The sequence below is a fragment of the Acidovorax sp. K2F genome (assembly GCF_025246485.1).
Classification (GTDB): domain Bacteria; phylum Pseudomonadota; class Gammaproteobacteria; order Burkholderiales; family Burkholderiaceae_C; genus Acidovorax; species Acidovorax delafieldii.
This window is the reverse complement of the sequence record NZ_JAOBSQ010000029.1, coordinates 48,674-60,721: the sequence shown is the minus strand read 5'-3', so window position 1 is coordinate 60,721 and position 12,048 is coordinate 48,674. Positions and strand designations below refer to the sequence as shown.

The 12,048-nt window shown below is 67.7% G+C and carries 10 protein-coding genes; 6 read left to right on the top strand and 4 right to left on the bottom strand.

What is annotated here, in order from left to right; translation table 11 throughout:
* Nucleotides 1-124 precede the first annotated feature (124 nt).
* The 4 genes from N4G42_RS09070 to surE are packed head-to-tail and all read right to left on the bottom strand — an operon-like array spanning nucleotide 125 to nucleotide 3,683.
* Complete coding sequence (locus N4G42_RS09070) at nucleotides 125-1,168, bottom strand: RluA family pseudouridine synthase (protein ID WP_260666931.1); 1,044 nt, start codon at nucleotides 1,166-1,168, stop codon at nucleotides 125-127.
* A 5-nt stretch (nucleotides 1,169-1,173) separates the two neighbouring features.
* Nucleotides 1,174-2,100, bottom strand: a complete 927-nt coding sequence (locus N4G42_RS09065; RefSeq protein ID WP_099729834.1) for a peptidoglycan DD-metalloendopeptidase family protein — start codon at nucleotides 2,098-2,100, stop codon at nucleotides 1,174-1,176.
* A 12-nt stretch (nucleotides 2,101-2,112) separates the two neighbouring features.
* On the bottom strand, nucleotides 2,113-2,895 hold the full coding sequence (locus tag N4G42_RS09060; RefSeq protein ID WP_260666930.1) for a protein-L-isoaspartate(D-aspartate) O-methyltransferase: 783 nt from the start codon (nucleotides 2,893-2,895) through the stop codon (nucleotides 2,113-2,115).
* Complete coding sequence (gene surE / locus N4G42_RS09055; RefSeq protein WP_099729832.1) at nucleotides 2,895-3,683, bottom strand: 5'/3'-nucleotidase SurE; 789 nt, start codon at nucleotides 3,681-3,683, stop codon at nucleotides 2,895-2,897. The genes N4G42_RS09060 and surE overlap by 1 nt, the downstream gene beginning before the upstream one ends.
* A gap of 169 nt (nucleotides 3,684-3,852) precedes the next feature.
* Here surE and N4G42_RS09050 point away from each other — a divergent pair, with 169 nt between their 5' ends.
* The 6 genes from N4G42_RS09050 (at nucleotide 3,853) to N4G42_RS09025 (ending at nucleotide 12,013) form a co-directional block, all read left to right on the top strand.
* The gene (locus N4G42_RS09050) at nucleotides 3,853-4,827 is read left to right on the top strand and encodes an NADPH:quinone oxidoreductase family protein (protein ID WP_260666929.1); all 975 of its coding nucleotides are present in this window, start codon (nucleotides 3,853-3,855) and stop codon (nucleotides 4,825-4,827) included.
* A 158-nt stretch (nucleotides 4,828-4,985) separates the two neighbouring features.
* The gene (locus N4G42_RS09045; RefSeq protein WP_056061952.1) at nucleotides 4,986-6,521 is read left to right on the top strand and encodes a sensor domain-containing diguanylate cyclase; all 1,536 of its coding nucleotides are present in this window, start codon (nucleotides 4,986-4,988) and stop codon (nucleotides 6,519-6,521) included.
* Nucleotides 6,522-6,663: 142 nt separating this feature from the next.
* On the top strand, nucleotides 6,664-8,247 hold the full coding sequence (locus N4G42_RS09040; protein ID WP_260666928.1) for an alkaline phosphatase D family protein: 1,584 nt from the start codon (nucleotides 6,664-6,666) through the stop codon (nucleotides 8,245-8,247).
* A gap of 274 nt (nucleotides 8,248-8,521) precedes the next feature.
* Complete coding sequence (locus tag N4G42_RS09035; protein WP_260666927.1) at nucleotides 8,522-10,369, top strand: gamma-glutamyltransferase family protein; 1,848 nt, start codon at nucleotides 8,522-8,524, stop codon at nucleotides 10,367-10,369.
* A gap of 103 nt (nucleotides 10,370-10,472) precedes the next feature.
* Nucleotides 10,473-11,501: a LysR family transcriptional regulator gene (locus N4G42_RS09030; RefSeq protein ID WP_260666926.1), complete on the top strand. Its 1,029-nt coding sequence runs from the start codon at nucleotides 10,473-10,475 to the stop codon at nucleotides 11,499-11,501.
* Between the two features lie 14 nt (nucleotides 11,502-11,515).
* Complete coding sequence (locus N4G42_RS09025; protein ID WP_260666925.1) at nucleotides 11,516-12,013, top strand: GrpB family protein; 498 nt, start codon at nucleotides 11,516-11,518, stop codon at nucleotides 12,011-12,013.
* Nucleotides 12,014-12,048: the final 35 nt, after the last annotated feature.

The following is a 12,048-nucleotide window of genomic DNA, read 5'->3' as shown; positions in this document are numbered from 1 at the left end:
GCCACGCGTTGCAACGGGTGTCACATCAACAGCAGGGGCAATCATTGGTGCACCGCGCAATGGCGCTGGTGCGTTGGTAGAGCCCGGCGGGATTCCAGCTGCGGGCTAGGGCCGTCACGGCCGTTCAGGGCGCATTGTAGCCCAGGCCCCATTCTGACAGCGCCCGGCGAATATCGTCGGGTACAGGGGCACGGAACTCCAGAGGATCCCCCGTCACCGGATGCGCAAAAGCCAACCGGTAGGCGTGCAGGGCCTGGCGTTGCAAGGCCCCGACCGGCGCGCCACCATACAAGGCATCGCCCACCAAAGGATGGCGCAGAGACGCCATGTGCACGCGAATCTGGTGAGTGCGCCCGGTGTGCAAAGTGCACTGCACCCAGCAACCATGCTCGCTTCCCTCCAGACACAGGAAATCCGTGCGGGCGGTTTTGCCAGGGTGTACCGCCAAGTCCACAACCGCCATGCGCAGGCGATTGCGAGGGTCCCGCCCGATGGGTGCATCCACCGAGCGGGTCGCCCCCCCCGTCCAGGCACCATGCGCCATGGCCACGTACTGGCGCTTGACCTTGCGCTCGGCAATCAGCGCCACCAGGGCGTCCATGGTCGCACGGTCCCGGGCGACCACCATGAGACCGCTGGTGTCCTTGTCCAGGCGGTGAACGATACCAGCCCGTGGCACCCGCAGTGCCTTGTCGTCGCGGGCCAGCAGGCCGTTGAGCAGGGTGCCGCTCCAGTTGCCTGGCGCAGGGTGCACAACCAAGCCTGCGGGCTTGTTCACCACCAGCAAGTGCTCGTCTTCGTACACCACATCAATCGCCATGGACTCAGGCCGGAAGGCCTGGCTTTGGAGGGTGGGCCGCATCTCCAGCACCACCAGGTCACCGGCCTTGACCCGCGCGGCTGCCTTGAGAGCAGGCTTCCCATTGAGACTGACCAGCCCCTGGGCCAGCAATTGCTGAAGATAGCTGCGGGAGAACTCGGGAACCAGCTCCACCAGCGCACGGTCCAGCCGCTCGGCGTGCTGGCCTGGGCCCATCTGCAACGAGCGCAGCTCGCTGTCCGCGTCGGCCAGGGCTTCCGACTCATCGGCCAGCAGTAGGGAATCGCCCTCCTGCGCTGTCGTCGCCTCAGACGCTTCGGGACCACCGCCCGGCGAGTGATCCGCCATCGGACTCAACGGGATGGCAGATAGCGTGTGGGATCGACAGGCTTGCCCTGCCGGCGGATTTCAAAGTGCAGCTTGACGCGGTCTGCGTCGGTGTTGCCCATCTCGGCGATCTTCTGGCCCTTGCGCACCGCCTGGTCTTCCTTGACCAACAGGGTCTGGTTGTGTGCGTAAGCGGTGAGGAACGTGTTGTTGTGCTTCAGGATGACCAGGTTGCCATAGCCGCGCAGACCGGCTCCGGCATAGACTACACGGCCATCCGCCGCCGCCAGTACCGGGTCGCCCGCCTTGCCGGCAATGTCGAAGCCCTTGTTGCGTGCCTCGTCAAACCCGGCAATCAGCGAGCCCGATGCAGGCCAGATGAACGCCAGCTCATCCTCGCCCGCTGGCGCTGCCGCAGGTGCCGGCGTGGCTGGCGCCACCGCCACCACCGTGCCCGACGCAGCAGAGGCAGCAGGCTTGGCGCCGCTGGCGGCCGATGCAGGAGCCGCAGCGGGCGTGCTGGCTGGAGCGACGGAGGATGATGTGACCGGGCGTGTCACCACCCCGCTCTCAGAGGCCACCGCCGCCGGGGCAGCGGACGGAGGAAGTACGCGCAGCACCTGACCGACTTCGATCAGATTGGCGTTTTCCAGATTGTTCCAGCGGGCGATGTCTTTCCAGCTTTGCCCAGACTCCAGGCCGATGCGAATCAGGGTATCCCCAGGCTTGACCGTGTAGTAACCCGGCTTGCCGGCGTTTTCTGCACCAGGCAGAGGCTTGATGGGGGTACCCACCACCACGCCCGGCTGTGCTGCGGGCGCTGGGGCAGAAGACGACGAAGAGGTGCCCCGATCTTCCACAGGAGCCTTGTTCATGCGGGTGCCACAGCCGGAGAGCACCAGCCCCGCCATTGCCACGGTAAAACCCACCACAAGACCACGCGATACGAACATAAGCAATTCCCTTTACGCAATCCCCGATTTTAGGGGGACAAAATGCACGGGTTCGAGCACGTTTTGTTTCAATCCGTGCGGGGTTTTGTCGATCACCAGCAACATTTGCTGCCCGCCCGTCAGTGCCATGGGTGCCACCAGACGCCCCCCCACGGCCAATTGATCACACCAGGCCAGGGGCACAGCATCGCCCCCGGCTGCGGCAATGATGGCCGCGTACGGAGCACCTTTGGCATAGCCGAGCATGCCGTCGCCAAACAGCAGGTGCACATTGGCCAGGCGGAACGGCCGCAAGTTGTCGCGCGCCTTATCGTGCAGGCCACGCAGGCGCTCCAGCGTGTACACCTCGCGGGCCAACAGGCTCAGCACTGCAGCCTGGTAGCCGCAGCCCGTCCCAATTTCCAGCACACGGCCCAGCCCGCCATGGCGTGCGCTCTCTGCGCCCAGCAGCAGCTCACACATGCGAGCCACCACGCTGGGCTTGGAGATGGTCTGGCCCAAGCCTATCGGCAGGCTGGTGTCTTCGTAGGCCTGGTTGACCAGGGCACTGTCCACAAACCGGTGGCGCTCCACAGCGCCCATGGCCTGCAGCACGGGGGCCAACGTGATGCCGCCCGCCGCCAGTTTTTGTACCATCCGCGCCCGGACGGCCGACGAATCCAGCCCCACTCCGGCAGGTGCCGCGGCTACCGCCGGCTTCCGCTGTGCGGGGGAAGACGGCGGTACTGCCGACTTGCCTATGGCGGCGTTACCGAACACCGGCAGCTTGGCCGGAAACCCAGGGCGGCGCTGCATCACGCCCCGGGGGCGGCAGCCGCCCCCGCCGCCAAACGGGCGGCGGTCTGCGCCCAGTAGCCGAGGTTGTCGTGATCGGTCAGATCCACCTTGAGGGGCGTGATGGACACGTGGCCCTGGGCCGTGGCATGAAAGTCCGTGCCTTCTGCATCGTCCTTGGCAGCACCGGCACCGCCGATCCAGTACATGGCTTCGCCCCGGGGGCTTTCCTGCACGATGACCCGTTCCGCCGCATGGCGGCGCCCCAGGCGGCACAGCTTGGCCGGGCGCAAGGCCTCCAGCGGCATGTTGGGGATGTTCACATTGAGCAGCCAGGGGGTTTCGTTGACCAGTTGCTGCGCACGCATCTGCGCCACCAGTTCACGCGCCTTGGCCGCGGCGGCCTCCAGCTCGGCCCAGCCCTTGTCCACCTGCGAAAAAGCGATGGCCGGAACGCCAAAAAGATATCCCTCCATGGCAGCACCCACCGTGCCGGAATAGATGGTGTCATCGCCCATGTTGGCGCCATTGTTGATGCCCGATACCACCAGGTCGGGCCGGTAGCCCAGCAAGCCAGTCAGCGCGATGTGCACGCAGTCTGCCGGGGTGCCGTTCACATAGCGAAAACCATTCGCCGCCTTGTGCACATACAGCGGCGAATGCAGCGTCAGCGCGTTGGACTTGGCACTGTTGTTATGTTCTGGCGCAACGACCTCCACCTCGACCCCGTCGAGGGTCTTGAGCGCGTCATGCAGCGCGACGATGCCGGGGGCCTGGAAGCCGTCGTCATTGGAAATCAGGATCTTCATGGTCTGGGTAGGGGTTGCAACGGATTGTAGGTGGGCAGGCCATTGCTGCGCCCGAGGGCGCCAGAGAAGCCGCCGCCGCAGCCCGTCGCTCGTGGGACATCCGGCACGCCAGCGCCCCACCTATCATGCGGGCCATCATTGACAAGACCGACCGACAGGAGACTTCCCCATGCATGCCTGGCTTTGCACCAACCCCACCGGCGTCGAGGCACTTGCCTGGACGGAGCTGCCCACCCCCACCCCCAAGGCGGGCGAGGTGCTCATCGAGATCAAGGCCGCCAGCCTGAACTTCCCCGACCTGCTGATCGTGCAGAACAAGTACCAGATGAAGCCGCCACTGCCCTTTGTGCCCGGCTCGGAATACGCGGGCGTGGTGGCTGCCGTAGGCGAAGGCGTCACGCACCTCAAGGTCGGCCAGAACGTGGCCTGCCTGTCGGGCACCGGCGGCTTTGGCACCCACACCATTGCCCCCGCCGCCCTGTGCATGCCGTTGCCAGACGGCTTTTCGCATATCGATGCAGCCGCTTTCATCATGATCTACGCCACGTCGCACCATGCGCTGGTGGACCGCGCACAGCTCAAGGCGGGCGAGACCGTGCTGGTGCTGGGCGCTGCCGGGGGCGTGGGCACGGCCGCCATTCAGATCGCCAAGGCCATGGGCGCACGTGTGATTGCCGCCGCGTCCAGCGACGAAAAGTGCGCGCTGTGCACTTCCATCGGAGCCGACGCGACCATCAACTACAGCAAGGACAACCTGCGCGAGGCCATCAAGACCCTCACGGACGGCAAGGGCCCCGACGTGATCTATGACCCCGTGGGTGGCGACTTTGCCGAGCCCGCGTTCCGCTCCATCGCCTGGCGCGGCCGCTATCTGGTGGTCGGGTTTGCGTCCGGCCCCATCCCGGCCCTGCCGTTCAATCTGGCGCTGCTCAAGGGCGCGTCCATCGTGGGCGTGTTCTGGGGCGACTTTGCCAAGCGTGAACCCAAGGCCAACGCCGCCATGATGGGCGAGCTGGCACAGTGGTATGCCCAGGGCAAAATCAAGCCCGTGATCGACCGCACCATGCCCATGGCCGAGCTGCCCGCCGCCTACGCCCACATGGGCTCGCGCGGGGTGATGGGCAAGCTGGTCATGGTGAACTGACGGCCAGCCGCCCCCTTTGGAACGTGTGGGCAGATCTCGCAAGGGGTCCTCCCCATGTTCCTGGCTGGCATACCCGTGTGGCCCGGCGTACCAGCACGCACGGCGCCTTGCCTGTGTCACACTTGTGCATTCCAGCCTCCTGACACTGGTGCCCGCCCATGGCCGACCGACCACCTTCCGAGATCGCGCGCGAGACGCTCAAACAACTGGCCGCTCGCCGACTGGCCCCCACGCCAGACAACTACCTTGCGATCTACGATGAAATAGCGGGCATCCGCAGCCCGCAGCCTTTCCCCGAGGGACCGCTGAGCAGCATCCAGCGTGTGCTGCCCGGCCAGACACCTGCGCAAAAACGCCTGCTGGGCCAGTTCGAACGCGCCATCATTACCAAGGACTGGACATCGCTGCAGAGCGTGATGGTGGGTTACGCCAACCTGGGTCTGCACCCGGCCACGGCTTCCAAACCCATCGAGGTGGCCGATGCGCCCACCGCACTGGGCGAACTGCCCGCCGAGTTTGCCGAAGCCCTGGCCCGCCTCATCGACAACACCCTGCCCGCCCTGGGTGACGACGATCCCCGCGTCATCGACATGGCGCAGCAGCTCATCACCTTTCTGCGCGAACCCACGCCCCTGGTGACCACCGCGCAACTCATGCTGGGCAACTTCAGCTACCGCCTGTCGTTCGCCACCGAAGAACAAGCCTCCATCCGCGCGAGCCTGCTCGAGCTGCTGCACATGATCTTCGAGAACATCGCGGTGCTCAGCGTGGACGACCGCTGGCTGCAGGGCCAGGCCGAGGCGCTGATGAGTGCCTCGACCCCGCCCCTGACGCTGCGGCGGCTGGACGATGTGCAGCGCCGGCTCAAGGACGTGATCTTCAAGCAGACCGAAGCCAAGGCGCGGTCGCTGGAGGCGCAAGAGCAGATGAAGGAAATGCTGGCCACCTTCATCGAGCGGCTGGCGCGCATCACCGCATCCAGCACCAGCTACCAGGGCACCATGGAGCGCTGCGCGGACCTGATCGGCAAGGCCAGCACACTGCAAGAGATTGCCCCGGTGCTGCAGGAGGTGATGAGCGCCACCCGCGCCATGGCGCTCGACAGCCGCGTGACCCACGATGAGCTGCAGGACCTGCGCGAGCGCACCGAGGCCAAGCGCGCCGAGGTCGCCAAGCTGCAGGAAGAACTGGACCGCGCCAGCGCCCAGGCCCGCCACGACCCGCTGACCGGCAGCCTCAACCGCAAGGGCCTGGACGAGGCCGTGGAACGCGAGATCGCCCGCGCCCGCCGCCTGGGCTCGTCCCTGTGCCTGGCGCTTCTGGACGTGGACAACTTCAAGACCATCAACGACCGGCTGGGCCACGCGGGGGGCGACGCTGCCCTGGTGCACCTGGCGCAGGTCACGCGCGAGGTCATGCGGCCGCAGGACTTGCTGGCACGGTACGGCGGCGAAGAGTTCGTCATCGTGCTGCCCGACACCACCGTCGAAGCCGGCGTGGCGGCCATGACCCGCTTGCAGCGCGAACTGACCACGCGCTTCTTCCTGCAAGGCACCGAAAAGGTGCTCATCACCTTCAGCGCAGGCGTGGCCCAGTTGGTTGAAAGCGAGAGCGCCACCGACGCCATCGTGCGGGCCGACCAGGCGATGTATCTGGCCAAGCGCTCGGGCAAGAACCGGGTGATGGCGGCGTGACCACCTCCCCCCTGTGTCGCCTTCGGCGCCATCCCCCCGGAGGGGGACGCCAGCAGCGCCGCGGGGCGGCCCTTGTGCGGCGGCCACTGGTCTGGGTTGCGTCAGTTTCTGAGCACGGCGCCCGACGCAAAGGGCAGCTGAATTGACATCCGAGCAAAGACGGCAGTTCCTGCGCAACGCAGCCCTGGCTGCCTCCGTCGCCACCCTCCCCCGCTGGGCCTGGAGCAATCCGCCCGCGCTGCAAAACAACCCCTTTGCCCTTGGCGTCGCCAGTGGTGACCCGGCGCCTGATGGCATGGTGCTCTGGACGCGGCTCTTGCTCGTCGATCCAGCGCAGATGCTGAGCACCCACACCGTGCGGTGGGAGGTGGCGCACGACGCTGGGTTTGCCCAGATCGTGCAAAAGGGCGAGGCCACTGCGCTGCCCGCGCTGGGCCACAGCGTGCATGTGGAGCTGCAAGGCCTGCAACCCGCACGCTGGTACCACTACCGCTTCATGCTGGGCGATGCGGTTAGCGCCACCGGCCGCACGCGCACGGCGCCTGCGGCGGGCGACATGCCCGGGGCGCTGCGGGTGGCGTTTGCCTCGTGCCAGCGCTGGGAGCATGGGCACTACGCGGCGTGGCGCCATCTGACTGCTGACCAGCCGGACCTGGTGCTGTTCCTGGGCGACTACATCTACGAATACGCCACACCAAAAACCACCACCGATCTGGCGCGCACCCACAGCCTGCGCCATGCCACCACGCTGGCCGACTACCGCGACCGCTACGCACTACACAAAAGCGACCCCGCCCTGCAGCTGGCCCATGCCACCTGCCCGTGGGCCGTGACCTGGGACGACCACGAGGTGCAAAACGACTACGCCGCCGATGCGGGCCGGGGCGAAGGCCCGGGCAGCGCCGCCTTTCTGGCCCAGCGCAGCGCGGCCTGGCAGGCGTTTTACGAAAACATGCCGCTGCGCACGACCAGCCTCCGGGGCCCCGCGTCCGCCACCGGCCGGGACACGCTGCAGATCTACCGCCGCCTGCGCTGGGGCCGACTGGCGCACATCCACCTGCTCGACAGCCGCCAGTACCGCAGCTGGCAAGCCTGCCGCACGCCCGAGGCCAGCAGCGCGCCCGCCGTGCGCCCCGCCGACTGCGCAGAGCTGGCCCAGCCGCAGCGCAGCCTGCTGGGCAGCACGCAAGAGCGCTGGCTGGACGCGGGCCTGGCCGCAGACACGGCCAGCGCACAGGCCACGCGCTGGAGCGTGATCGCACAGCAGACGCTGTTCTCGCCGCGCCACTACCCCTCTGGCACGGTGCCCACAGACGCCTGGGACGGCTACCCCGCTGCACGCCAGCGCCTGCTGCAATCCGTAGCCCGGCACACGCCGCGCAACACGGTGCTGCTGGGCGGAGACATCCACCAGAACTACGTCTGCCGCGTGCATGCCGATGCCGCTCGCGCCGACTCGGCCGTGGTGGCCAGCGAGTTCTGTGGCACGTCCATCAGTTCGCGGTCGGGCACCACGCAGGCCAAGGTGGACGCCATCGTCCGCCACAACCCGCATGTGCTGCTGGCACGCTGCGACCAGCGCGGCTACGGCCTGGCCGACATCACCCCCACACGCTGGTCCACCACGCTGCGTGTGGTGGACGACCCGCTGCGCGCTGACAGCGGCGCCTCCACGCTCGCCCGGTTTGTGGTGGAAGACGGCCGCGCAGGGCCCCAGGCGGCCTGAGGCGACCTGGGAAGGCGTGAGCCGACCCGCCGGGCAGGCAAGCCTCTGGTCGTTGCGCCCCGCCAGGGCCCCGGGATGGCCTGTGAACCGCCGCTGACGGTCGGTAACAACTATCTTTTTGATAGCTGCTCAGACATATTGCACTAGCGCTACCGCCGCAAAACACCTTCAATCGGTGCACAAACCCCAGGGGCAGCCTCCTGCACGCCCTCGCAGGCTGCAGCAAGGCCCCTTACCATGGCCGCTTCGCTGCTTGCACCCACAGGAGACCCGCATGTCACCCACTGCCCTGCCTGCCACGTCGCACCTGCGCCGCCCGTTCACTCGCAACCTGCTGGCCCCTGCGGCCCTCGCCACCCTGATGGCCCTGGCAGGCTGCGCCGGTGCGCCATCCCAGTTCGCCTACACCGTGCCCGCCCAGCCCGAGGGTTCGTCCGGCTACACCGAAAAACCGGGCTGGGCCACGGAGAAGTTTGCCGTGGCTGCTGCCAACCCGCTGGCCACCGATGCGGGTTACCAGATCCTCAAGGCCGGCGGCTCGGCCGTCGATGCGGCCATTGCCGTGCAGATGGTGCTGACGCTGGTGGAGCCCCAGTCCAGCGGCATCGGCGGCGGCGCCTTCCTGCTGCACAGCAACGGCAAGCTGGTGGAGGCCTACGATGGCCGCGAAACCGCGCCCGCTGCCGCCGATGAAAAGCTCTTCCTGGGTGCCGACGGCAAGCCCGTGCCCTTCTACGACGGTGTGGTGGGCGGCCGCTCGGTGGGTGTGCCCGGCACCGTGCGCATGCTGGAGATGGCGCACAAGCAGCACGGCAAGCTGCCCTGGGCCACGCTGTTCCAGCCCGCCATCACGCTGGCCGAGGGAGGCTTCAAGGTCAGCGCGCGGCTCAACACGCTGGTCAAGGCCGACGCCCACCTCAAGAAGGACCCCGTGGCCGCCGCCTATTTCTACAAGGCCGATGGCGACGCGCGCGATGTGGGCGTGAACTTGCGCAACCCCGAGCTGGCCGCCGTGCTGCGCAAGATTGCCGCTGAAGGCAGCAAGGCCCTGCACGAAGGCGAGGTCGCCCAGGCCATCGTGGACAAGGTGCAAAAGCACCCCACCAACCCCGGCAAGCTCAGCCTGGCCGACCTGGCGGGCTACCAGCCCAAGAAGCGCGAGGCGCTGTGCCACGACTACCAGGTGGCCAGCAAGGACTACCGCGTGTGCGGCTTTCCACCGCCCAGCTCCGGAGCCATCGCCATCGGGCAGATCCTGGGCATCCTGAAAAATACCGACGCCGCCGCCAAGCCCCTGCAGGACGGCCTGCCCAGCGCGGACTGGCTGCACCTCTACACCGAGGCCGCTCGCCTGGCCTTTGCCGACCGCGCGCTGTATGTGGCCGACCCCGACTTTGTGCAGCCGCCCGCCGGCAGCTGGACCAGCCTGCTCGCGCCCGCCTACCTGGCCGAGCGCGCCAAGCTCATCGGCACCCAGAGCATGAAGGTCGCCCAGCCCGGCAACCCCGGCGCCGTCAAGACGGGCTTTGCGCCCATGCCCGACCAGCCTGAATACGGCACCAGCCACATCAGCATCGTCGATGCGTTTGGCAACGCGGTCGCCATGACCACCACCATCGAAGACCAGTTCGGTGCGCGGCAGATGGTGAAAGGCTTCCTGCTCAACAACGAACTCACCGACTTCAGCTTCGCCCCCACCGACGCGCAAGGCCAGCCCATTGCCAACCGCGTGCAGCCCGGCAAGCGCCCGCGCTCGTCCATGGCACCCACGCTGGTGTTCGACAAGGCCACGGGCGAGCTCTTGATGAGCGGCGGCAGCCCCGGCGGCGCGGCCATCATCCACTACACGGCCAAGACGCTGTATGGCGTCTTCAACTGGGGCCTGATGCCGCAGCAGGCCATCAACCTGCCCAACTTCGGCTCGATGAACGGCCCGACGCTGCTGGAAGAAAAACGCTTCCCACCCGCCACCGTCGACGCCCTGCGCGCCCGGGGTGCCGAGGTGCGCGAGATGAACATGACCAGCGGCCTGCAAGCCATCACACGCGGCCAGGCGCATGGCAAGAAGCTGTGGATGGGCGGGGCCGATCCACGCCGCGAGGGCGTGGTGATGGGCGACTGAGAGCCAGCCCTGCGCGGCCCACCACGGTGCTGCGCGCCGAGTGCGCAGCCGCCTGGGCGGACATGGCGCGCGCCAAGGACGGACCCCGCTACAGTCTTGCCCCATGGATCTCCGAAGCCTGCGCTACTTCATCGCCGTGGTCGAGGCCGGCAGCCTCTCGCGGGCGGCGGGCAGCCTCTACATTGCGCAGCCCGCCCTCACTGCCCAGATCAAGAAGCTGGAGTCCGAGCTGGGCGCGCAGCTGCTGGAACGCTCGCACGCGGGCGTCACGCCCACACAGGCTGGCGTGCAGCTCTACCAGGACGCCCGGCGGCTTTTGAGCGACGCCTCGGCCATGCGGGAGCGCATCCAGCGCCTGCCGCAAGGGCCAGAGGGATCGGTCACGATTGCCGTGCCGTTTCTGCTGTCATCGCTGCTCATGGGCCCGTTGCTGGCGCACCTGAAGGACACGCACCCGCGCATTCGGGTGTTCGTGCTCGACGACCTCAGCCTCATGGTCAGGAAAGCCATGCTGGACCGGCGTGCGGACATCGGCGTACTGGTCGACGCCGCGCAAGTGGAGGGCCTGCACTGCCGTCCCCTGGTGCGCGAGGCCATGTACTTTTGCGGGCACGACCCCGGCGCCACGGTGCGTGCGCTGCTGCGCCCAGCGCCTGACGCAGCAGCCACAGCCCAAGCGCCTGCTGCGCGCCGGGCCGGCGCGCGCGCCACGGCAGCGCGCGCCGCCAGCCCCACCATGCGCCCCACCATCGACTTTGCCGATGCGGCCGCACAGCCCCTGGTGCTGCAGTCGCGCCGCTACACCATCCGCCAGCGGGTCGAAGAAGCCGCCGCCGCGCGCGGTGTGGCACTGAACATCGCCCACGAACACGACTCCGCGCGGGTGATCCGCTCGCTGTATGCGTGCGGGGGCGGCTTCACCTTCACCCCTGCCTGCGCGCTGGGGGATGCCCCTGCCTCCGGCACCGACTGGATGGTGGCCCGCGTGGTCAACCCGGAGATGACGCGCAGCTACACCCTGGCCACCGCTGCGGACCGCGAGGTGGACGGGGTGATGCAGGTGGTGATGGACGCCCTGGAGGCCGTGGTGCGGCAGCTGGTGGCATCGGGCAGGTGGGAGGCCGCTGTGTGACCCGAGTGACCGCAGTGACCTTGCTCGAGTCCGCGCAGTACCAGGACGACGCCGCAGCCACGTTTGCCGCGGTGGCCGCCCAGGTGGCTGCAATCGTGCCGCAGGCGCGCATCGAACACATCGGCGCCTCGTCCATTCCCGGTGCAGTCTCCAAGGGTGACCTCGATATCTGCGTGCTGGTGCCGCCGCAAGACCATGCACAGGGCGTGGCAGCGCTCGAAGCCGCAGGCTGCAGCGCCAAGGCCGACACCCTGCGTGCGCCCGATCTGTGCATGCTGCTGTGGCCCGGCGCCACGATGGACGTTGCACTGCAGGTGGTGGCCTGCGGCTCGCCGTTCGAATGCTTTCTGCACTTTCGCGATGCCTTGCGCGCCGACTCCGCCCTGGCGGCAGAGTACAACCGGCTCAAGCAGCGATTCGCATCCGAGGGGATGGACCGCTACCGCGAGGAGAAGGCCCGCTTCATCACGCAGGTGCTGCGGGCGGCGGGCAAGCCCCTGGCTGCCGACTGATCACATTCCCATAAAGGCTCTAACGATTCCGCTTC

Bases quoted from the DNA above. Each gene is read 5' to 3' on its own strand.
- surE (WP_099729832.1), bottom strand. From the start codon at position 3,683: ATGAAGATCCTGATTTCCAATGACGACGGCTTCCAGGCCCCCGGCATC.
- N4G42_RS09060 (WP_260666930.1), bottom strand. From the start codon at position 2,895: ATGCAGCGCCGCCCTGGGTTTCCGGCCAAGCTGCCGGTGTTCGGTAAC.
- N4G42_RS09065 (WP_099729834.1), bottom strand. From the start codon at position 2,100: ATGTTCGTATCGCGTGGTCTTGTGGTGGGTTTTACCGTGGCAATGGCG.
- N4G42_RS09070 (WP_260666931.1), bottom strand. From the start codon at position 1,168: ATGGCGGATCACTCGCCGGGCGGTGGTCCCGAAGCGTCTGAGGCGACG.
- N4G42_RS09030 (WP_260666926.1), top strand. From the start codon at position 10,473: ATGGATCTCCGAAGCCTGCGCTACTTCATCGCCGTGGTCGAGGCCGGC.
- N4G42_RS09045 (WP_056061952.1), top strand. From the start codon at position 4,986: ATGGCCGACCGACCACCTTCCGAGATCGCGCGCGAGACGCTCAAACAA.
- N4G42_RS09050 (WP_260666929.1), top strand. From the start codon at position 3,853: ATGCATGCCTGGCTTTGCACCAACCCCACCGGCGTCGAGGCACTTGCC.
- N4G42_RS09035 (WP_260666927.1), top strand. From the start codon at position 8,522: ATGTCACCCACTGCCCTGCCTGCCACGTCGCACCTGCGCCGCCCGTTC.